The sequence below is a fragment of the Roseivirga misakiensis genome (assembly GCF_001747105.1).
Classification (GTDB): domain Bacteria; phylum Bacteroidota; class Bacteroidia; order Cytophagales; family Cyclobacteriaceae; genus Roseivirga; species Roseivirga misakiensis.
Genome location: NZ_MDGQ01000005.1, coordinates 2044028 through 2066057, shown reverse-complemented (window position 1 = coordinate 2066057; position 22030 = coordinate 2044028). Strand labels below are relative to the sequence as shown.

The window sequence follows — 22030 nt, the reverse complement described above, 5'->3', positions numbered from 1 at the left end:
TTATGCTAGCAAAAAGATTCTCAACAAAAGGAGTAGTGGTACTTGCCTGCCTGCTCTTGTTTTCTTTTGCCTTTGATGCTCAAGCGCAACGCCGAGCTAGGAAATCTAAAAATACTCAAACCCAACCTGTTCAAGACCCACAAGCCGATATTTATGGCGGTATTGAGTGGCGTTCTATTGGCCCATTCCGTGGTGGAAGAGCCTCTTCAGTGACAGGTGTAGTAGGAAAACCACAAGTCTTTTACATGGGAGCCACAGGTGGTGGTGTTTGGAAAACGGACAATGGTGGAAATACTTGGAAAAATATTTCTGATGGATATTTCGGTGGTTCTATTGGTGCTGTAGCGGTCAGTGAATCAGATACTAAGGTTATTTATGTTGGCCAAGGAGAAGAAACTGTAAGAGGAAATGTATCATCCGGTTTCGAAGGCATGTGGAAGTCTACTGACGGTGGAGAAACATGGCAAAACATTGGACTTGATAAAGGAATGCATGTAGGGCGAATCAAAATTCACCCTAAAAATCCTGATGTCGTGTGGGTAGCAGTAATGGGAGACCTTTACAAATCTTCTGACACCAGAGGGGTTTACAAAACAACTGATGGTGGTAAGAACTGGAGACGAGTTCTTTTTGCTAACGCAGATGCCGGGGCTGTCGACATTTCTTTAGACCCGAGTAACCCTGATTTTATGATGGCCAGTACATGGCGAGTTAGAAGAACACCATATAGCCTAACTTCAGGTGGTGAAGGATCGGGTCTTTGGAGATCTAAAGATGGAGGAGAGAACTGGGAGAATGTAATGGATAAGCGTGGTATGCCAAAAGGACCAATTGGTATTAGTGGTGTCTCAATTTCTCCGGTCAATGCAAATACAATTTATGCCATCATTGAGGCAAATAAAGGTGGAGTTTATAAGTCTACAGATGGTGGTGAAACATGGAGAAATACGAATTCAGATCGTGCTTTAAGACAAAGAGCTTGGTATTATTCAAGAATTTACGCCGATACGCAAGATGAAGATCGAGTTTATGTATTGAACGTAGGCTATCATACGTCTAACGATGGTGGAAGAACTTTTAACAGAAGAAATGCCCCTCATGGAGATCATCATGATTTATGGATCGCTCCGGAAGACAACAAAAGACTAGGAATTGCAGATGACGGAGGAGCTCAAGTTTCTTACAACGCTGGTAACTCATGGTCGACTTACAATAATCAACCAACGGCACAGTTTTACCGAGTAACTACTGATAATGCATTCCCTTACAGAATTTATGGTGCACAGCAAGACAACTCAACCGTAAGAATCGATCACAGGTCATTTGGGTTTGCAATTACAGAAGATAACTGGGAATCAACAGCAGGAGGAGAGAGTGCACATATTGCGCCTAACCCTGATAATCCTGATATAGTTTATGGTGGTAGCTACGGTGGATTCTTGACCCGTGTTGATCACGACAAAGGAATCAACAGAAATATCAATGCATGGCCAGACAATCCAATGGGACATGGCGCAGAAGATTACAAGTATCGGTTCCAGTGGAACTTCCCTATTTTCTTCTCGCCACACGATTCAAAGAAGCTTTATACGACGTCAAATCAAGTTCATTTAAGTACTAACGAAGGACAATCTTGGGAAATTATCAGCCCTGATTTAACAAGAGCTGAACCAGATAAATTAGGAAAATCAGGTGGGCCGATCACTTATGATGATACGTCAGTAGAGTATTATGCGACCATTTTTGCCGCTACAGAATCCCCATATGAAGAAGGCCTGATTTGGGCTGGTTCTGACGATGGTCTTGTACATGTAACTAGAGATGGTGGTAAAAATTGGGAGAATGTAACTTCTCCTGATATGCCTAAGTACCTAATGATCAATAGTATCGATGCGGATCCTTTTGTAAAAGGAGGAGCTTACATAGCGGGTACTCAATATAAAATGGGTGATTATGAGCCTTATTTATACAGAACCAAAGATTACGGTAAAACTTGGACAAAAATAACTACAGGTATTCCAAGTACATATTTCACCAGAGTGTTAAGAGCTGATCCAGAACGTCAAGGGTTGCTTTACGCAGGAACAGAAAGAGGTATGTTTGTTTCGTTTGATGATGGAGCTTCTTGGAAACCACTTCAAATGAACCTACCAATCGTGCCGATCACTGACTTAGCTATCAAGGACAATAACTTGATTGCTGCAACTCAAGGTAGAAGTTTCTGGATGATCGATGATCTGACTATTCTGCACCAATTATCTGATGAAGTAGCGGCTAAAAGTGTACACTTATTTAAGCCAATGGATGCTTATCGTCTTGGTGGCGGTGGTGGCCGTTTCGGTAGAGGTGGCGGTAACAACACCGCTGACTTGCTCTATGGTAAAAATAAGCCTGCTGGACCAATGATCTACTACAACCTAAAAGATGAAGTAGCCAAAGGAACAAAAGTCGCTATTGAGATATACGGTAAAGAAGGTGAACTCATCAAATCTTTCAGACAAACGCCTAAGAAAGGCTTGAACATGTTTAATTGGAACATGCGTTATGACAATGCTGAAGGTTTTGAAGGATTGATCATGTGGGCAGCTTCGATTAGAGGACCAGGACCATTAGCGCCTTCTGGTACTTATACTGCTAAATTGATCGTAGGGGATGAGGAGCAAGAAACACAGTTTACCTTACTGCGTGATCCACGTTATCCTTCAACCGATGCCGATATTCAGGCACAATTTGATTTCTTAATCAAAGTGAGAGATAAGGTAACTGAAACGCATGTTGCGATTAAGGACATCAGGTCTACACGTGAGCAAATGAACGATCTCATGGATAAGATCAGAGGAGATGATCGTTACAAAGAAGTGATTGATGCTGGAAAGGCTTTACTGGAAAAAATGAAGGTAATCGAAGAAGCGCTTTACCAAACAAAGAACCGTTCAGGCCAAGATCCGCTTAACTTCCCAATCCGATTGAATAACAAGCTTGCCGCATTGCTTGGTGTTTCTGGAGGAGGCGAGTGGAGACCAACTGCGCAGTCTGAGACCGTGAGAAGAGAGCTTACACAACAAATTGATAATGAATTAGAGAAACTCAGACAAATCATGTCAAATGATCTTCCTGATTTCAATAATCTTGTGAAGCAGAAATCTGTGGATGCCATCATTATTAAAAAGAAAAAGAGTAAGACGGAAACAGATACTTCTACATCGCCAGACAACTGATAGATTAAAATGAAAGTATAAAAAAAGGCCTCGATTTTTGTCGAGGCCTTTTTTTGTATCCTATTCCTTACTTTTTCAGCGCTGATAGCACTTCAGCTTTCTCATCATTTAACAAACCGTAATCATAGAAGGCAATGCCATTAGCACCACCAGCTTTGGCTTTTTCTACCATTATAGCAATATCTTCACTCGTCTTTTCACTCAAATACTGCGCAGTATAGAGTGGCTTAGAACCAGCTAGTGCCTCAACTCCCTCCATGGTACCAGTCCTTACGAAGTCTATTTCTTCAGCATAGAATTGGTAATAAATCATAGGGAAAACGAAATCTAAATCCCATTTATCCCAAGCCTGACGAACAAACTTTCTAGCGAGATTGGGAGTAGCAAATACAGAAGCCGATAGTTTCTTATCTCTTTGGTGTACCTCTTTGGCAATTCTATTGACAAGGTTGGTGATGGAGTCATATCTGAACTGACGCCACTTTTCATCTTGACTCGGATCATCCAAATCCAAAGGATCATACCCTTGTTCAGCTTTGAATTTTCCACGGCAAGTATCACAATAACAGAAATCAAACTGAGGCATTTCATGGTCTTGGACTAGGTCATATTTCTCCCATAATCCCCTTGGCAAAATCACGTCGCAGTATCTCACATAATCCAATTGAACGCCATTTAAACCTTCTACTTCGGCAATGTCGATCATGCCCTGAATGATGTAATCTTGAACTTCAGGCTTGGAAGGGCACAGCCATTGGTAATATCCCGCATAGGGGTTGACGTCCAAACTAGAATTACCATCTCGGCTCACGGCATACCATTCAGGATGTGCCATAGCCTCTTTATTACCCGGCCTATTCATAACCCATTGCCAAGAGTGAATTTCTAAACCAAGCGACTTGGCGATTGGTACGGTCATTTTTAATGTTTCCACACCTCCGCCGGCTAAAACGCCATAAAAGCCCAATTCACTTAATCTGGTCAATTGGTTTCGCCATTCTGTTTCAGTTTTATCGGCTCCATTGCCTACCCACATCCACATTTTAAAATCTTCTTCATCAGAAGAGCTATCACACGAAGTGAAAATGAAAGGTGAGGCCATGATGGCTGCCGAACCTAAACCGACTTGTTTGATGAATTTCCTTTTATCCATGAGTTGCGCTTAGTTTTACTTTTTCTTTTTTAGTAATCTCCCAGTTTGATCTATATACCATATAAGATTGGAATCCATTGGGTCATTCATTACTACGCGATAGCTATGCCTATCAGCCTCCAGTGTCCAAGAGATAGGCGACCCAAAACTGAACTGGTCTATTGGTAATAAATGCTCTTTTTGACTAGTATAAGTCTTAGTGGCACGTACAAATTCTCTTTGTTTTCGGTGAATATGATAAAGCGTTTGTCTTACCTCTTCTGCTCTTAAATCAGTTGGAGTTTGGGTAGAAGCGTTTTTCGCCTGATCAATGAAGATGACATTACCCCAGAATTCAGGTTCGTGCATGGCAATGGCTCGCTGAGGAGACCAAACCCAATTATTCTCCGGCAGGTTATTGCCAGTTTTGGGGTTCTTCTTTTTAACATACTCACCATTAACTATTTCAGTTTCCCACTGGACACGCGAAAAATTCACGCGCCAAGAATCACCAGCTGTAGGAGGGGCCTTGACTTTGGTGGTTTCTCGCAATACTTTCCACGGAATAGCTACCTCTACTGTCCAACTCACGTCGGTGTCGCTGGGGTCATTAATCGTACCGTTGATTTTAATAGCGGATTTTAATCCATCAATGTCATAAGCATTAATCGCATGACCATTATCCCTATACGGTTTGGTTAAAAGTAAATCCCAAACCGTATTAAAAGCGTTGACTTCAAATTCTGTGTAATTATGAGTGTCGCCATCAGGATCAATAAAGATCTCAAAGTCGTTGTCGTAAAAAATAACGGCGTCTCTTTCAGTTAATTTCGCCCAAATATGAGGTTCCTCTAATAGAGCGAAGAAGTAGAAATAATCATTGTCCCAAAGCATTTTGACTTTGGTATTCTTGTATGGCTTTGGCTTCTTATTTCCCTCGATATCAATAAATTCTTGCGACCACGCTGAGTTAGCCCAAGCCGACTCATCATCCAAACCATCGACTTTGATTGGTTCCATGGTTTTCATGGCTTGATAGGTTCGCACTTCTACTATTGGGATTTGCGAGAAACTCAAAGAGTAAGTTGTGAATAAAGTGAAAAGAAGGAGGAATATACGATTCATGAAATTTCTGCGGCTCATCAGTACAATCGAGAAAACAATTTAAAAAGAAAACCCCCAACCAATAAGGAAGGGGGCTAAATTTTGATGAGCGACTCGATTTAGAATACGCTTATGCCGAAAAACTTGAAAAGGACGGTTAGCACAAACAATGCACCCAGTACAATTGGTGCTAGATAGCTTACAGCAAAGTTTAAATATTTTTGAACGAACGAGCCTTTGTAACCTGGCGCTCCTTCGGCTAATTCTTCATCCAGATTATGTTTCTTCCATATATAAGCGGCAAAGAAAGAGATTAGACAGCCACCCAAAGGTAAGAGCGTGTCATTGGCAATTGCTGCCACCAATGAAAGGAAATCAGTGTCAGTACCCCCAGCTTTATAAGTAGTAAAACTCGTGCTAAAGAATTCAGAATAGCCATTTCCTAAAAGAGATGGAATTCCTACAAGGAATATCACACCAGCGACCAACCAAACAGCTTTTTTTCGTTTGATTTTCATTTCGTCTACTACGTATGAAACGGGTACTTCAAGTAGAGAGACAGTGGATGTTAGCGCTGCAAAACATAATAATACAAAGAACACTGTGCCAGCAATTATACCGAGTGTACCGCCGATGTTACCGAAAATCTGAGGCAAAGTCACAAAGATTAACCCTGGTCCTCGGCCAGCACCTTCCATAGTACCTCCGCTCATAAAACCGATCAGTGGGAAAATCATTAAGCCAGCAATTAAGGCGATTCCCACGTCTGCTAAGGTCACCCAAGCAGCAGCACTTACAATATTTTCTTTCTTGCTCACATAAGAACCATAGGTGATTAAAGCACCCATCCCGAGAGACAAAGAAAAGAACGCTTGGCCCATGGCATTGTAAATTACCGAGCCAGATAGTTTGCTAAAATCAGGTACTAAGTAAAACTTAAGCCCATCAACCGCATTCGGTAGCGTTAAGGAGTAGCCTACTATAATTAGCATCATGATAATTAGCGTTGGCATTAGTATTTTGGCGGCTTTCTCAATACCCCCAGAAATACCTTTCGATACTACGAAAGCAGTTGTAGCCATAAAGAGCGCGCCATAAGCACCTACTTTCACCACATTCTTTATATACTCACTGAATCCATCAGCAATACCAAAATTCCCAGTGATCATTTCGAAGATATAGCCAAATGCCCAACCTGCTATGATATTGTAAAAAGAAAGGATGAGAACACCAGCTAAGATGCCCATTTTACCGAGCCAGTTCCACTTTTTAAAACCTAATGCATTGAAAGCACCTACGGGGTTGAGTTGTGTTTTTCGACCAATAGCGATTTCCGTCGCCATAACTGGGAAACATAAAATGAAACAGAAAAATAGGTAGATTACTACAAAAGCTGCGCCGCCGCCTTCACCTACTTCATACGGGAAACCCCATATATTTCCTAAGCCCACTGCTGAACCAGCTGCGGCTGCGATAAAACCTAATCTACTTGAAAAACCTCCTCTGGGTGCCATGCATTCAAAATTTAAACCCGAATATATGTGTTTCTTATTGTCTAAGAATGCTATTCGTCAAAAAAGTAATATGTCGACGACACGAAACCTGAATTTAGGAGAGTATCCTTACAGACAATAGCAGTTTGATGCTAGTATTCCGAAAAAACAGCTATTATTGATCTTTCGAATCATACTTATGGAACCTTATTTTACCAATGATGCCATTGTATTAGGCCTCTTAGTCATCATAATTGCTTGGGTTTTTCACACCTCATCATCTCCAAATCCCAAATGGAAGAAGTTTTATTCAATCGTTCCAAGCATCCTACTATGCTACTTCTTACCGGGGCTTTTGAACTGGCCATTGGGCCTAGTTTCTGGTGAAGAGTCTAACCTGTATTTTATGGCCTCCCGATATTTACTGCCTGCCAGTTTAATACTACTCTGCCTAAGTATCGACTTGAAAGGTATTATAAATCTAGGGCCAAAAGCACTAATCATGTTTTTTGCTGCTACAATCGGCATCATAATCGGCGGACCTTTAGCCATTTTATTGATTTCATGGTTAGCGCCAGGAATTTTAGATGTAGGGGGTGGTGAAGAAGTATGGAGAGGGCTTGCCACAGTTGCTGGAAGTTGGATTGGCGGTGGTGCTAATCAGGCGTCTATGAAAGAGATTTTTGGTGTAAGTGATGGTCTTTTTTCAACCATGATAGTGGTGGATGTGATTTGTGCCAACATTTGGACAGGATTTTTGCTCTATGGTGCAAGTATCACGAAAAAAGTAGATAAATGGCTGAAATCAGATACCACCGCTATAGATGATTTAAAAACTAGGGTAGAAGATTATCAAGCCAGTATTGCAAAAATCCCGACCCTATCAGAAGTGATGACAATTTTGGCCATTGGTTTTGGCGGTACTGCGCTTGCACACTGGGGTGCCGATAATATTGCCCCTTTTATGGATACCAAAATGGAATGGCTAGAAAAGTATAGTTTGACTTCATTAGCTTCCGGATTCTTCTGGTTAGTAGTTATTGCCACTACGATCGGTGTATTGCTCTCTTTTACTAAAATGAGGAAGTATGAAGGTGCAGGTGCATCCAGATTAGGCAGTGTTTTTATATTCATTTTGGTTGCCACAATAGGGATGAATATGAATATCGGTGAGATTTTCAATAACCTCGGTTTATTCGCGATAGGCATCACTTGGATGCTAGTTCATGTCTTAATTATGATTGGTGTGGCCAAATTGGTCAAAGCACCATTCTTCTTTGTGGCAGTGGGGAGTCAGGCAAACGTAGGTGGAGCTGCTTCTGCACCAGTAGTTGCTTCCGCTTTCAGCCCGGCATTAGCACCCGTTGGCGTCCTATTGGCAGTTTTAGGATATGCTTTAGGAACCTATGGCGCGTTATTATGTGCTCAATTAATGTCAAGCGTATCGCCATGATGTGGTTAAAAGGGTGGGGAGATTAGCTACGACTGTCTATCTCTCGCTGAGCATTTCGTCTTAAGTTACCAAACGCCCACAAGGGGTAACCAAAACCTACGATAAGAACAATCGGGATAAGGGTGTAACCTTGTGAACTTCCAATGACGTAGGAGTAGATCCCGACAGCCAGAGAAATAAGTACAGCAAAGCTCATTAAGGTAACCTGAAGCCGCATGAACTTCTTTTTCTTTACTTCTAATTCCTCAACAGAATATCCCTCGAATTCATTTTTGACTAGCATAGGGAGTAAATCGTTTGGTTAGGTCAATTGTTTAGTAAGTTTCCAGTAATTGAAAGAGCTTATCCAGTTTTGGTGTCAGGATTATTTCAGTCCTTCTGTTCAGTGCTTTGTTTTCGGCAGTGGTGTTTTCTGCGACAGGCGAGAATTCTCCACGCCCAGAAGCTGTGATCACTTCACTTGCGATTCCGTTATCAATCAAGATTCTAACAATAGAAGTCGCTCGAATAACGCTCAAATCCCAGTTGTCAGCAAATTTTCCTGAACCACTTAAAGGAACATCATCCGTATGACCCTCCACCATAATATTGATTTCTTTGTTTCCGCTCAATGCATTGGCCAGTTGTTTTAATGCACCAACACCTTTGGCATCGACCTTTGTGCTTCCAGAATTGAATAAAAGCTTTTCGGCTAACGAGACATAGACCTTACCATTTTTAACTTCCACGGACAGATCATTTTCTTGGAAGTTTAAGAGGGCATCAGTAACCCGTTTCTTTAAATTCTGCACTGCTAAATCTTTCTCAGCTATTAAACGTTCGAGTTCTGCGACTTTGGCTTCCCTTTTAGAAAGGTCTTCGGCTAGTTCTTGGTTTCTTTTCTGTTCTATTTCTAGCTCGTCCTCTATGGCCAATAGCCGTTGTTGTTGCTGCGCTATATCGGTACTTAATTGGCTACTATTGGTTAAAAGGTTATCGTATAACTGTTTAATTCGGGTGTAATCTTCTTGTACCTTTTTTAATTCTTCGCTTACAAAATCAAGATCACTTTTCAGCGTAGTGTTTTTTCCTTGCAAATCTTCCACTTGAACTTCAAGACGGTTAATTTTTTCATTAGCCACCTTAAGTTCTTCTTGAAGCCGAGTTTTATCGTTTTCTAATTGGTTTCTTTCCAACGAAACGGCATCAAACTCTTTTTTAGCTACACAAGAGGCTAAAAGGATTGAAATAATAGTGAGAAGTGATAATTTCTTGCAAAAAAGTGTCATCGATATTCTTTGAGTTCTACAAATATGGCCATTTCCATTGAGAAACATCTGGCAGATTAAACACACCTACTTTAGAAAAGTTATGCTGCATGCATAATATTATTTAACTTAAATGCTTCGATAAACAACAAAGAAATGAGAACTGACGGAATGCTTAAAGACGATGCCTTAAAAGGACAAACCATTATAGTAACTGGTGGCGGAACAGGACTTGGAAGGTCTATGGGGAAATACTTCCTCGAAGTAGGTGCCAATTTGGTGATTACCAGTAGAAAAATGGAGGTCTTGGAAAAGACGGCACAAGAACTTGAAGCAGAAACTGGAGGTGAAGTGCTGGCCGTTCAGTGCGACGTTAGAGATTATGAGCAAGTAGAAAATGTACTCAATCAAGCCGAAGAACGTTTCGGTCAGATTCACGGATTGTTAAATAATGCTGCTGGGAATTTTGTAAGCCCAACCGAAAGGCTTTCACACCGAGCTTTCGATACCATTATAGATATTGTACTCAAAGGGACCACCAATTTTACATTAGCACTCGGCAAGAAATGGATTGCCCAAAAGCAAGCAGGCACAGTCTTAAATATAGTAACCACTTATGCATGGACAGGATCAGGTTATGTTGTGCCATCGGCATGTGCAAAAGCAGGTGTTTTGGCAATGACCAGATCGCTATCTGTTGAATGGGCGAAATATAAAATTCGAATGAATGCAATTGCACCAGGACCTTTTCCAACAGAAGGTGCGTGGAGCAGGTTACTTCCTGGTGATTTGATCGATAAATTCGATCCCGCGAAACTTGTGCCAGTCGGTAGGGTAGGCGATCATCAGGAACTTGCTAATCTTGCGGGGTATCTCATGTCAGATTACTCGGCCTATATTAATGGAGAGGTAGTTACAATTGATGGTGGAGAATGGCTTATGGGAGCAGGTGAATTTAGTCACCTTGAAAAAGTGCCACAAGAAATGTGGGACATGATGGAAGCCGCCAGATCAAAAAAGTAATAGGCCCCAAATTACTTTGGGGCTATTGGAAAGCGAAGCGGAAATTGAAGCGGACGGAGTTCTAAAAGTTCACATAAACTTCAATTCTAGCAATTAATCAGGTAACATTAGTTAGGTAGACTTGTAGAGTGAGGTGCTCTATTCTACTTATGTTAAGCCTGCTTGTCTTTGTCAAAACATTGGCATCGCAAGAGCCTAATTTGGTGGGCCTTCACGCTAATTTAAAATCTGCAAAGTCCGATAGGCAAAAGACACGAATCTACAATGCGCTCAGTCAGTACTACGCAGATGTCTCACCAGACTCATCATTTCTTTATGCGAAAAAAGCACTAGACCGATCAATTTTTAATGATCCCGTGCAGGCGGCCTTAGCTCAAAGATCTATCGGTCATGTCTTCTACCTACAAGGAGCTTACGATCAGGCAATTAAATACTTCTACGACGCTTTAAAAGCCTTTGAAAAAGCGAGGAATGTTGGAGAGGAGGCAAGAACACTTCTTGCGCTCGGTTTGGCCTATGAGATGTCCAAGTCGAATAATAAGGCGCTAATCTATTTCAAAAAAGCGCTTTCTAAATTTTCAGTTGACGAGCACCAAGCCAGTATTGCAGAAACTTTTGCTAGCATTGGTCATTATTTCGAAAAGAAGAGTGATTATGATAGTGCCTTTTTCTATCAAAAAGCAGCATTGGATTTATACCAAGCGTTAAATGATCCACGTGGGCTAGCGTTTGTAAACGGGAACATTGGGAGTATATATGAAGACTTGAGCCAATATCGTTTGGCCCATGAGTACTTTTATAAGGCGGCTAAATACGATTCAGTCACCGGAAATTACGCGGCTTTGGTGGTTTCCTTAAATGATATCGGCGATATATTTAGAAAACGGCAATCTTATGATTCGGGTCTGTTTTTTACCAAAAAAGCCTTGGTTCTTGCCAAGGAAATGGATTTAACCTACCAGATTCGAAGCGCTTTCAGAGACTTATCCAAGTCGTACAATCTATTAGGTGACCTATCCAAGGCTTATGCGTATCAGGACAGTGTTTACGAATTGCAAGAATCACTTTTTTCGGGTCAGATCGCCAATCAAATCGCCAATTTCGAAACACTCTATGAGACACAAGAAAAGGACAATGAAATAGCCATACTTGAAAGTAAGCAGCGTGCTGAAAAACAGGTGTCTAACTTTTTACTCTTCGGCGCAATAGGATTAGCAATATTCACCATTCTATTGCTCTATCAAGAAAGAAAAAGTAGGAGAAAAGAGAATCTGGCCCATAAAGCATCTAAAGCCTTGGATGTGGAAAAACTAAAGAATATTGAGTTGCAGCAAAAGGCATTGGAAACTGCGCTGGAAAATAAAAGACTCAAAGAAGAGCAGTTTCACCATGAATTAGAGGCACGAAGTCAAGACCTAACAACAAAAACCCTTCACATCATTCAAAAGAATCGTTTACTCAACGATTTGAGAATGCAGCTTAAAAGCTTAGAGAAAGAAACGCGCCTTAAAAAATCAGCGCTGACAAAGCTATGCGGTTCAATCGATCAGAGTTTTCAATTCGATAAGGAATGGGAAGAATTTCAAAGAAGATTTGACCAGGTTCATGTTGACTTCTTGGACAGGATACAACAAAAGTATCCAAACCTTACGCCCACCGAAATCAAACTGTGTTCATTAACAAGGTTGCGATTAGCCTCAAAAGATATCGCTGCCATCATGGGAGTAACGACGGATAGTCTTAGAATTTCCAGATACCGATTAAGAAAGAAGATTAATCCTCGAAGTGAGCAGAAGCTCAAAGATTTCTTGGTTGATTTTTAGTAAATGTTGCCCTAATTGCTAACATTTTATTCTGATGTAAACACATGAAATACAGTGAGATATGATTTTTTGTATCTGCTTTGTTAACGTTTTCTGTACAAACATTCGCATTAAATTAACCTTCTAGAAATGCCCAGTTTTTCTTGGTTGCTCACCTTGATGCGAGAAACTCAACAAGCTAATCAAGCAATCAAAAAAAGATGAAAAAACTATTACTTATTTGTTTAACCGCATGCTTTCTGATGAACATGTCTATGGCTCAAACAGGCATAGTAAGCGGAAGAATTACAGACGAACTTGGCCTACCACTTCCTGGTGCGAGCATCATGATAGAGGCCATTGATAAAGGAATACCAACGAACGACAATGGATACTTTACACTAGTGGAAGTACCAGTTGGTTCACATAAAGCAACAATTAGTTTTATAGGGTATAAGAAGGTAGAACAGACGATCACCGTTACAGCCAATGAAACTACTGTTGTAAATGTAAAAATGGAGCCAGGATTTGGCGCTGGTGGAGAGGTTATCGTATTAGGTGATCGATTGAAAGGACAAGCGAAAGCGTTAAACCAACAAAGAACTAACCCTAACATCACTAATGTGGTAGCGGCAGATCAAATTGGTCGTTTCCCAGATGCTAATATTGGAGATGCTTTAAAAAGAATTCCGGGTATTACCATCCAAAATGATCAAGGAGAGGCAAGGAATATAATTGTGCGTGGACTAGCACCTCAATTGAATTCTGTTATGCTCAATGGTGAAAGGGTTCCATCTGCAGAAGGTGATAACCGAAACATACAGTTGGATTTAATTCCTTCGGATTTGATCCAAACTATTCAAGTGAATAAAGCAGTATTACCAGACATGGATGCTGACGCTATTGGTGGTTCTGTAAACTTAATTACAAGATCGGCGCCTACAGGGAGACGTGTTTCTGGAACGGTAGCTTCAGGTTACAACTTCCTATCAAATCAACCGATTTGGACTGGTAGTGTGATCGTTTCAGATCGATTTGCAGATGGAAAACTAGGTGCTCTTTTTTCAGCCAGTTACAATAACCATGACTTTGGTTCTGACAATGTGGAAGCGGTTTGGTTCGAAGGTGACAATGGAGAAGCGTTGATCGAGGAATTTGATATCAGAGAATATCGAGTACAAAGAATCCGAAGAAGTTTTAATCTGGCGCTAGACTACGAAATCAACAAGAACAACAAAATATTTCTATCAGGAGTCTATAACTGGAGAGACGATTGGGAGAATAGGTACAGAATGAGAGTGTCTCAAATTGACGATGCTTTCGATGATGGCGACCAAATTCTTACAGGTACAAATCAATGGACACTTCCGGCTCGTGTAGAATTCCAAACTAAAGGTGGTATTAATAGTGATAGAGTCGATAACAGAAGACTTGAAGATCAACGAAATAGAAATGTCACACTAAAAGGTGAGCACCAGTTTGACAAGTTGAAATTAACATGGTCTACTTCTTACGCTCGTGCTTCTGAAAAAAGACCGAATGAGCGATATATCAGCTACAGAGAAAGTGGCCAAACGGTAAATTTAGACTTAAGAGATCCTGGATTTCCACTAGCACTTTTAGCTAACCCAGCAGATAACTTCAATATTGGTTTAAATGAGATCACTGAAGAATTCCAAGACACTTATGACGAGGATTTTAACAGCCGTATCGATTTTACATTGCCAGCCTCTGATAACACCATTTTGAAGTTTGGTACTAGATTAAGAACAAAGAATAAGGTAAGAACAAATTCATTCTTCTCTTACGAGCCTGTCGATGAGAATGCTTTTGGAGCGACTTTAGGTAGCGTACCAAACAGGAATTTCTCTGATCCAGATTATTTGGCGGGTAGTCAGTATAGAATTGGATCTTTCGTGACGCCCGAGTTCTTAGGTGGTTTAGACCTTAGAAATTCCTCACTGTTCGACGAATCTGACGAAATAGGAGAGTACCTACCGGGTAATTATGATGCTGACGAGGACATTTTTAGTGTTTACGCCATGGCAGATGTACAATTGAACGATAAGCTTTCTGGTATTATAGGATTGCGTTTAGAATCGACTAGCATTGACTACACTGGTTTCTTGTTAGACGTAGATAACGATACGTTTACGCAAGAAACGGCATCTCAGAACTACTCTAACTTTATGCCTGGTATTCACTTAAACTATAATTTCTCTGAGTATTCAGTTTTAAGGTTTGCCTATACAAACACGATCGCTAGACCAAATTACTTTGACTTAGTGCCTTATGCAGAGTTTAGCCCTGATGACGAAGAACTAGTAAGAGGTAATCCAAATTTGGAGGCAGCTACTTCTACAAACTTTGATTTAATGTATGAGAACTACTTCCAGAATATCGGTATCGTATCTGGAGGAGTATTCTATAAGGACGTTGATAATTTTATTTACGAGCAAGTCCAAGAGGGTTTCAACGATCCGCAATTCGGAAATGACTTAGAGTTTACTACATTCCAAAATGGTGGAACAGCTGAGATTTACGGCTTAGAATTGTCTTTACAGCGTCAAATTTGGAAAGGTCTGGGTATCTATCTGAACTATACATATACTCAATCTAATACGACTGGTATTCAAGGTAGAGAAGCAGATGATCTTTCGTTACCGGGTACTGCTGAAAACATGTTCAACGCATCACTTTCTTATGAAACTGATAAACTCGTGTTGAGAGCTTCACTTAACTACACAAGTGACTATATCGATGAATTAGGTGGAGATGCTTTCGAAGATAGGTTTTACGATAAGCAGACTTTCTTAGATATCAATGGTTCATATGCCTTTAAACCTAACTGGAGATTCTTCTTCGAGGTGAATAACATCACCAACCAAGAATTGAGATACTACCAAGGGGTGAGATCAAGAACTATGCAGCGAGAATTTTATAACGCACGTTTCAATGCTGGTCTGAAATTCGACCTATTTAATTAGAAATTAATTTGCTCAAACTAAATGGAGGTGGTGTTGTGCTGCCTCCATTTTACTATTTATGAAAAACATAACATATATTTTTTCATTGCTAGCGGTGGTATTACTCGCCGCCTGTGGCAATTCGCAAATTGACGTTGATAGGGTGAAACCAGTTGTGGTAACTGAACCCGTAAACTACGATACTGATGATCCAGCGATCTGGGTGAATAAGGAAGATCCATCCAAAAGTCTAATTATTGGTACGGACAAGAATGAAGACGGCGCACTTTTCGTCTTTGATTTGGATGGAAAGATCATTAAAAATAAGACGGTAAGTGGACTCAAGAGACCAAATAATGTTGACTTAGTTCAAGGTGCTGTCTTTGCCAATGATACATTGGACTTTGCCGTAACAGGGGAGCGTTTAACCCATAAATTAAGAGTTTTTTCACTGCCTGATATGAAACCAATAGATGGTGGAGGAATACCAGTGTATGTTGGTGAAACAGCGCTAGAACACAGAGACTTAATGGGGATTGCACTCTATAAAAGGCCTAGTGACAATGCTGTCTTTGTGATTATGGGGAGAAAAACTGGCCCAACTGATGGCACTTACTTATGGCAATACAAACTGGGCCTCAACGATATGGGAGATGTTACTGCTACGCTTGTCCGAAAGTTCGGGAAGTATAGTGGCATAAAGGAAATTGAAGCCATAGCTGTAGATCATGAGCTTGGATACATTTATTATTCAGATGAAGGTGTAGGAGTGAGAAAATACTATGCAGACCCTGAAAAAGGCAATGAAGAATTGGCCTTGTTTGCCACAACGGGTTTTCGAGATGATCACGAAGGGATATCCATTTATGATACAGGAAATGGAAGTGGGTTTATTCTAGTCTCTGATCAGCAAGCCAATGCCTTTCATGTTTTTAAAAGAGAAGGATCGGTTGGTGATAAACATCAGCACGAACTGGTTAAAGTTGTGAAGGTTTCTACGCGCGAAAGCGACGGTTCGGAAATTAGTAATGTCGCCTTTAACGATACCTTTAAAAAAGGAATTTTCGTGGCCATGTCAGACAACAAAACCTTTCAATATTACAGAGTGGAGGATATATTGGACATAAGAGATCAGTAATTACTGGTCTCTATGTTTTTCTATAAATGCGCTCATTAAGTTTTTGAAACGGATGATATCTTCCGATTGATCATTGGTGTCTGCCGTATCGATAATGATCATTTGTTTTTCGTTATCCGTTTCGAAAATCATAAAATATCCACCTTGATCCGCGCAATCGGGGCAGCCATAACTTTCAATTTCCGAAGTGATCAACTCAGAAGGAATTTGTTTGAGTAATGATCGTGCTTCGCTGAACGCAGATTTGTCTAAAGTTCTAGTAGACTCGAATTGATATTGATCAAAAGTGAAATGTCCATCAGCATCGTCAGATTGAACTTTTTCGTTATCTACCTGAAAAGCATTGAAACAGTCGCCTTGGCAATGGCCATAAAAATTTCCGAAAAGAAGGTATTCTGAATCAATAGGTAGGTTTTCGTTTTCGCATCCGCTAATGACTAAATAAAATAAAAAGGTCAGCGCTAGTATCTTCTTCATACCTACACTGACCCTTTTACTTTCCAAAAAGTTGTAATGGCTATAAAGTCTTAGCCATTTTCATTCTTGTGTGCTCGTCTAGAAAAATCTTTCTCATTCGAATACTAGAAGGAGTGATTTCCAAATACTCATCTTTTTGAATGTATTCCATACTCTCTTCCAAAGAGAATACCCTTGGTGGGGCGATCTTGGAGTTGTTGTCCGAACCAGAAGCCCTCATATTAGTGAGTTGCTTTCCTTTTTGCACATTTACAACTAGGTCATTTTCACGAGAATGTTCCCCAATCACTTGCCCGGTATAAAGGTTTTCACCTGGAGGTACGAAGAAAACTCCTCTGTCTTGCAGCTTGTCGATCGAATACGGTGTACCTGGTCCATTTTCCATCGAGATTAAAGAACCATTATTTCTACCCTTGATTTCACCCTTAAATGGCTGATAATCTAAGAATCTGTGGTTCATAACCGCTTCACCGCCGGTAGCAGTCAGTACGTTATTTCTTAAACCAATTAACCCTCTAGATGGGATTTCAAATTCTAGGTGTTGCTGGTCACCTTTTGGCTCCATGATCTTTAGTTCACCCTTCTTTTGAGTGGCTAACTCGATTACTTTTCCAGCGACGTTTTCAGGTACATCAACCACAAGTGTCTCGATAGGCTCACACTTTTGACCGTCTATTTCTTTATAGATCACTTGCGGTTGGCCAACCATTAGTTCATAGCCCTCGCGTCTCATTGTTTCTATCAATACCGATAAATGAAGAATACCTCGTCCATAGACTAAGAATTTATCTTCGCTATCTGTAGGTTCTACACGGAGCGCTAAGTTCTTTTCCGTTTCCTTCATCAAACGGTCTCTCAAGTGTCTTGAGGTTACGAATTTACCTTCACTACCAAAACCTGGAGAGTTGTTGATGGTGAAAAGCATATTCATGGTAGGCTCATCAATGCTTAGTCGCTCTAGTGGTTGAGGATTTTCGAAATCTGTGAGTGTATCGCCAATTTCGAAGTTATCCAAACCAACGATCGCGCAAAGATCACCTGCTTTTACGGATTCAACTTTCTTTCTACCCAAGCCTTCAAAAACCTGAAGCTCTTTGATTCTTACCCGCTGCATACTGCCATCAGCCTTGGTAAGCCCCATTGATTTACCCTCTTCAATACTTCCTTGGTAAACTCTACCAATGGCAATTCTACCAACGAAAGAGGAGTAGTCTAGTGAAGTAACCTGAAATTGAGGAGTTCCTTCAGGAGAAGGAGCCTCAGGAATTACTTCTACAATTTTATCTAAAAGAGGAGTGATGTTATCAGTCGGCTGCTGCCAATCTTCACTCATCCATCCATTTTTAGAAGAACCGTATATCGTTTCAAAGTTCAGTTGCTCTTCGGTAGCGTCAAGATTGAACATGAGATCAAAAACTTGCTCATGAACTTCGTCAGGGCGACAGTTTTCTTTATCCACCTTGTTTACCACTACAATAGGAGTTAAGCCGAGCGCTAAAGCTTTGCTTAGCACGAATCTGGTTTGTGGCATCGGTCCCTCAAAAGCATCAACTAAGAGTAGCACACCATCGGCCATTTTTAAAACACGCTCTACTTCACCACCAAAATCGGCGTGACCAGGAGTGTCAATAATGTTGATTTTAACCCCATTATAAACGACAGAAACATTTTTAGAAAGAATGGTAATTCCTCTTTCTCGCTCTAAATCGTTGTTATCTAGGATAAGGTCGCCTGACTCTTGATTTTCTCTGAAGAGTTTAGACGCATGAATAATCTTATCTACTAAAGTGGTTTTACCATGATCGACATGGGCAATGATGGCAATATTTCTGATGCTTTGCATTTGAGCTTCTTAATTTGAAGCCGCAAAGGTAAGGTTTTAATGTTAATCCATTATGATCAAAATAAAATGAAGTCGTTTTAGTTTGGGTATCCCGTTTTATGGGCTCTCATACCACTCAAACTTCTTGGTGATGATTTCATCTTTATGCTCAATCAAATAGTCTAGATAAGCTTTGGCGGCAGGGGAGAACTTCTTGTTTTTAAGCCAAACGAGTTGCCATTGCGACTGTATAGGTAAGCCTTTTACAGGTATAATTTTTAGATCTCCTAGTTCGAGTTCATTTTTAATGCCGATTAGGGGCATTATGGAGTGACCAAGACCTGCCACCACAGCTTGCTTTACTGCTTCGTTAGAAGTAAGCTCCATTTTCCTTTTTACAGTCAAATTCTGCTGATTAATATGTTTTTCGATCGTTTGTCGAGTACCCGAACCAGTTTCTCGAAAGATCAAATCGATAGACTCTAAGACGTTGGATTTGTAAGGTTTATTGACCTTCAGTTCACTTGACGCATTCCCGACTAGGAATAACTTATTTTGCATCAGCGTGATATGTTCTAGGGCTAGCGTGCTGGGTGGAATGGACACCAATGAAAAGTCTACTTCATTTTTTTCTAAACTGCGTACAACACTGGCTTTATTCGTGACATCCATTTTTAATTCTACCCCAGGATTCTTCTTTAAAAAGTCTGTAAGAAAGTAAGGCATGATATACTTTCCAGTGGAAACAACTGACACTTTTAGCTTACCAGCGATCTGGTCTTGATAAGTGATTAACTTTTGATTGATGATCTCTACCTCGTTAATTATATTTTGACTTGCGAGGGCGATTTCTTTACCAAAATCAGTTATATATAGCTGACGTCCAACGACTTCCGTAAGTGGTATTTCAAACTGATCTTGTAAGTTTTTGAGCTGAATCGAGACCGCAGGTTGGGTTAAATGTAGCGCTTCGGCTGCTTTCGTAACACTACCAAGTTCGGTAATAGTAAGAAATACATTGAGTTGATGAAGTGTGTAGTTCATAAATAATGTTTATGTATATTATAATAAAGATAAATAAAAATATATGAATTAACTCAATCATATTTGCGCTCAGTTTAACGATAACTGATCTATGAACTTGAATTTATTAGCAGAAAACCTGACCAATCCGGCACTGCTTTTTTTCATCTTGGGTATTGTTTCTGTCCAGCTGAAAAGCGACTTAGAAATCCCGAAAACATCCTCAAAATTTATCTCGCTTTACCTGTTGTTTGCCATCGGTTTCAAAGGCGGGCAAGAGTTGGCACATAACACATTTTCAAGCGACATTATCTGGAGTATTGTCTTTGGAGTGGCCATCGCGATTATCATTCCATGCTATGCCTTTTTTATCCTAAAACGACGGCTAACTGTAGAGAATTCTGGAGCAATAGCCGCTGCATATGGTTCGGTAAGTGCAGTGACGTTCGTTACAGCTGTTGCGTTTCTCGAAATGCAAGGCATTGATTTTGGAGGCCACATGGTGGCTGTGATGGCGTTTATGGAGGCGCCAGCCATTGTGATAGGTGTAGTTTTGATCAGAATATTCTCCAATGGATCAACACAGAATACTAGTATGGGTCAACTCATAAAACACGCTTTTACTAATGGTAGCGTGATTTTGATTTTAGGAAGTCTAGTCATCGGCTGGATGGCGAGCGAAGAACAAGCACAAGGAATTGCCCCATTTACAACGGATTTATTTAAAGGCTTTTTAGCCATTTTCTTACTAGACATGGGAATTGTAAGCGGTCGAAAGCTGAAGGCCTTTCTCGAACAAGGATGGTTTACTACCTCATTTGCTATAGTCATCGCCCTCTTCAATGGCTGTGTTATTGCCGTTATGAGTGGGCTAATCGTGGATGATATCGGCAATAGGTTCATATTCGCTGTTTTGGGAGCAAGCGCGTCTTATATAGCCGTGCCTGCGGCCATGAAGATTGCGGTACCGAAAGCCAATCCAGGAATTTATATTCCAATGGCCTTGGCCATTACATTCCCAGTCAATATCACGGTAGGTCTACCGATTTATATGTTTTTAATTCAAATCACCTGATAAATAATACACGCTATGAAGAAGTTTTCGAAATGGATGGTTGGAATTGACGTCACTAAAAATGAGGTCAACCTTTTAAGAAATGTATCCGAATTGGCTAATCAGTTCACACCTGATGCCATTCATATAGTACATATTTCTAAAGAGCTAGATATTCCAAAAGAAGTATTAGTGGATATTCCAGATCTAATGATGCCTGACATCAAACAAGCGCAAGCAAGTCTTGAAGAAATGGTGGCTAAATATTTCCACCCAGAGCAACCGGTCGAGATTCATGTCTTATCGGGAAATCAGTTGACGGAGCTCCTTAGGTTTGAGAATACACATAAAATTGATCTAGCCATTCTAGGTAGACGAAATATGAATAGAGTAGGAGTACTCAGCAAAAAAATGGTGAGAAAATCTGCTTGTAATGTGATGTTAATGCCAGATCGGCACATACAAAACATTCAATCAATCCTTACACCGATCGATTTCTCAGAATACTCAGATTTAGCGTTGGCAGTTGTCAGTGATTTTCAGAATGTAGAATTGCCGCCTGTTGTACACGCCCTTCATGTTTACAAAGACGCTACTAAATACCTAAGTCAAGTTTTTGAAACCGCTGATGAAATCGACCAAATCTTATCTAAACGGACTGAGATCGACAAAAAATTAACGGCATACGCAAAGCATTCTTTGGATGATTACCTCGCCAAAATGAAGAAAACTTCTGTTCAAAAGCATATAGCTAGCGTAGAGCGCGGTAAAAGTGTAGGACAACCGATTGATCAGCATATCGATAAGATTCGTCCAGATCTATTGGTCATGGGATCAAAAGGGAAAACAATGTCCGCGGCGGCCTTGCTTGGTGAAGTATCTGAAAGTGTACTCCCTCACAACGGGCAACACATTACCCTGATTTTAAAGAAAAATGGGGAGAATAAAGGCTTTTTGAGCGGTATCCTAAACTTTAGTAGGTAGACGATTTCCGATTGTATTCAAATAATCTTAGAGCCTGCTTTTACGTAAAGCGGGCTTTTTCATGAAGTTTGAACAAAAGAATCAGGCCATCGGC

16 protein-coding genes are annotated in these 22030 nt (G+C 40.5%); 8 read left to right on the top strand and 8 right to left on the bottom strand.

Annotation, left to right across the window (positions count from 1 at the left end):
- Window positions 1–2 precede the first annotated feature (2 nt).
- Window positions 3–3218, top strand: coding sequence for a WD40/YVTN/BNR-like repeat-containing protein (locus tag BFP71_RS16555; RefSeq protein WP_069836535.1), 3216 nt, complete (start codon window positions 3–5; stop codon window positions 3216–3218).
- A gap of 67 nt (window positions 3219–3285) precedes the next feature.
- On the opposite strand, the gene BFP71_RS16550 is transcribed toward BFP71_RS16555, so the two are convergent.
- The 3 genes from BFP71_RS16550 to BFP71_RS16540 form a co-directional block, all read right to left on the bottom strand.
- Window positions 3286–4371, bottom strand: a complete 1086-nt coding sequence (locus BFP71_RS16550) for a family 10 glycosylhydrolase (protein ID WP_069836534.1) — start codon at window positions 4369–4371, stop codon at window positions 3286–3288.
- 15 nt (window positions 4372–4386) lie between these two features.
- Window positions 4387–5370, bottom strand: coding sequence for a carbohydrate-binding family 9-like protein (locus BFP71_RS16545; RefSeq protein WP_245701862.1), 984 nt, complete (start codon window positions 5368–5370; stop codon window positions 4387–4389).
- Window positions 5371–5573: 203 nt separating this feature from the next.
- Window positions 5574–6968, bottom strand: a complete 1395-nt coding sequence (locus BFP71_RS16540) for a sodium-dependent transporter (RefSeq protein WP_069836533.1) — start codon at window positions 6966–6968, stop codon at window positions 5574–5576.
- Between the two features lie 178 nt (window positions 6969–7146).
- On the opposite strand from BFP71_RS16540, the gene BFP71_RS16535 reads away from it, so the two are divergent.
- Window positions 7147–8400: a DUF819 family protein gene (locus tag BFP71_RS16535; RefSeq protein ID WP_069836532.1), complete on the top strand. Its 1254-nt coding sequence runs from the start codon at window positions 7147–7149 to the stop codon at window positions 8398–8400.
- 22 nt (window positions 8401–8422) lie between these two features.
- On the opposite strand, the gene BFP71_RS16530 is transcribed toward BFP71_RS16535, so the two are convergent.
- Window positions 8423–8683, bottom strand: coding sequence for a hypothetical protein (locus tag BFP71_RS16530; protein WP_069836531.1), 261 nt, complete (start codon window positions 8681–8683; stop codon window positions 8423–8425).
- Between the two features lie 31 nt (window positions 8684–8714).
- Complete coding sequence (locus BFP71_RS16525) at window positions 8715–9668, bottom strand: OmpA family protein (RefSeq protein ID WP_069836530.1); 954 nt, start codon at window positions 9666–9668, stop codon at window positions 8715–8717.
- 135 nt (window positions 9669–9803) lie between these two features.
- On the opposite strand from BFP71_RS16525, the gene BFP71_RS16520 reads away from it, so the two are divergent.
- From BFP71_RS16520 to BFP71_RS16505, 4 genes are all read left to right on the top strand, one after another.
- Window positions 9804–10670, top strand: coding sequence for an SDR family oxidoreductase (locus tag BFP71_RS16520; RefSeq protein WP_069836529.1), 867 nt, complete (start codon window positions 9804–9806; stop codon window positions 10668–10670).
- 149 nt (window positions 10671–10819) lie between these two features.
- The gene (locus BFP71_RS16515) at window positions 10820–12493 is read left to right on the top strand and encodes a tetratricopeptide repeat protein (protein WP_069836528.1); all 1674 of its coding nucleotides are present in this window, start codon (window positions 10820–10822) and stop codon (window positions 12491–12493) included.
- A 200-nt stretch (window positions 12494–12693) separates the two neighbouring features.
- Entirely contained in the window at window positions 12694–15459 is a 2766-nt protein-coding gene (locus BFP71_RS16510) for a TonB-dependent receptor (protein WP_069836527.1), read from the top strand.
- A gap of 58 nt (window positions 15460–15517) precedes the next feature.
- A complete protein-coding gene (locus tag BFP71_RS16505; RefSeq protein ID WP_069836526.1) occupies window positions 15518–16576 on the top strand; it encodes a phytase in 1059 nt (352 codons plus the stop codon).
- On the opposite strand, the gene BFP71_RS16500 is transcribed toward BFP71_RS16505, so the two are convergent.
- From BFP71_RS16500 to BFP71_RS16490, 3 genes are all read right to left on the bottom strand, one after another.
- Complete coding sequence (locus BFP71_RS16500) at window positions 16577–17053, bottom strand: hypothetical protein (protein WP_069836525.1); 477 nt, start codon at window positions 17051–17053, stop codon at window positions 16577–16579.
- A gap of 40 nt (window positions 17054–17093) precedes the next feature.
- Complete coding sequence (gene typA / locus BFP71_RS16495; RefSeq protein ID WP_069836524.1) at window positions 17094–18896, bottom strand: translational GTPase TypA; 1803 nt, start codon at window positions 18894–18896, stop codon at window positions 17094–17096.
- A gap of 96 nt (window positions 18897–18992) precedes the next feature.
- The gene (locus tag BFP71_RS16490; RefSeq protein ID WP_069836523.1) at window positions 18993–19919 is read right to left on the bottom strand and encodes a LysR family transcriptional regulator; all 927 of its coding nucleotides are present in this window, start codon (window positions 19917–19919) and stop codon (window positions 18993–18995) included.
- A 91-nt stretch (window positions 19920–20010) separates the two neighbouring features.
- On the opposite strand from BFP71_RS16490, the gene BFP71_RS16485 reads away from it, so the two are divergent.
- Together BFP71_RS16485 and BFP71_RS16480 are read left to right on the top strand one after the other, a co-directional pair.
- On the top strand, window positions 20011–20973 hold the full coding sequence (locus tag BFP71_RS16485; RefSeq protein ID WP_069836522.1) for a sodium-dependent bicarbonate transport family permease: 963 nt from the start codon (window positions 20011–20013) through the stop codon (window positions 20971–20973).
- Window positions 20974–20988: 15 nt separating this feature from the next.
- Window positions 20989–21936, top strand: coding sequence for a universal stress protein (locus BFP71_RS16480; RefSeq protein WP_069836521.1), 948 nt, complete (start codon window positions 20989–20991; stop codon window positions 21934–21936).
- Window positions 21937–22030 lie beyond the last annotated feature (94 nt).

What these genes read in the sequence shown, in the direction of transcription:
- BFP71_RS16555 (WP_069836535.1), top strand. Translation starts at nt 3, where the DNA reads ATGCTAGCAAAAAGATTCTCAACAAAAGGAGTAGTGGTACTTGCCTGC.
- BFP71_RS16550 (WP_069836534.1), bottom strand. Translation starts at nt 4,371, where the DNA reads ATGGATAAAAGGAAATTCATCAAACAAGTCGGTTTAGGTTCGGCAGCC.
- BFP71_RS16545 (WP_245701862.1), bottom strand. Translation starts at nt 5,370, where the DNA reads ATGGAACCAATCAAAGTCGATGGTTTGGATGATGAGTCGGCTTGGGCT.
- BFP71_RS16540 (WP_069836533.1), bottom strand. Translation starts at nt 6,968, where the DNA reads ATGGCACCCAGAGGAGGTTTTTCAAGTAGATTAGGTTTTATCGCAGCC.
- BFP71_RS16535 (WP_069836532.1), top strand. Translation starts at nt 7,147, where the DNA reads ATGGAACCTTATTTTACCAATGATGCCATTGTATTAGGCCTCTTAGTC.
- BFP71_RS16530 (WP_069836531.1), bottom strand. Translation starts at nt 8,683, where the DNA reads ATGCTAGTCAAAAATGAATTCGAGGGATATTCTGTTGAGGAATTAGAA.
- BFP71_RS16525 (WP_069836530.1), bottom strand. Translation starts at nt 9,668, where the DNA reads ATGACACTTTTTTGCAAGAAATTATCACTTCTCACTATTATTTCAATC.
- BFP71_RS16520 (WP_069836529.1), top strand. Translation starts at nt 9,804, where the DNA reads ATGAGAACTGACGGAATGCTTAAAGACGATGCCTTAAAAGGACAAACC.
- BFP71_RS16515 (WP_069836528.1), top strand. Translation starts at nt 10,820, where the DNA reads ATGTTAAGCCTGCTTGTCTTTGTCAAAACATTGGCATCGCAAGAGCCT.
- BFP71_RS16510 (WP_069836527.1), top strand. Translation starts at nt 12,694, where the DNA reads ATGAAAAAACTATTACTTATTTGTTTAACCGCATGCTTTCTGATGAAC.
- BFP71_RS16505 (WP_069836526.1), top strand. Translation starts at nt 15,518, where the DNA reads ATGAAAAACATAACATATATTTTTTCATTGCTAGCGGTGGTATTACTC.
- BFP71_RS16500 (WP_069836525.1), bottom strand. Translation starts at nt 17,053, where the DNA reads ATGAAGAAGATACTAGCGCTGACCTTTTTATTTTATTTAGTCATTAGC.
- typA (WP_069836524.1), bottom strand. Translation starts at nt 18,896, where the DNA reads ATGCAAAGCATCAGAAATATTGCCATCATTGCCCATGTCGATCATGGT.
- BFP71_RS16490 (WP_069836523.1), bottom strand. Translation starts at nt 19,919, where the DNA reads ATGAACTACACACTTCATCAACTCAATGTATTTCTTACTATTACCGAA.
- BFP71_RS16485 (WP_069836522.1), top strand. Translation starts at nt 20,011, where the DNA reads ATGAACTTGAATTTATTAGCAGAAAACCTGACCAATCCGGCACTGCTT.
- BFP71_RS16480 (WP_069836521.1), top strand. Translation starts at nt 20,989, where the DNA reads ATGAAGAAGTTTTCGAAATGGATGGTTGGAATTGACGTCACTAAAAAT.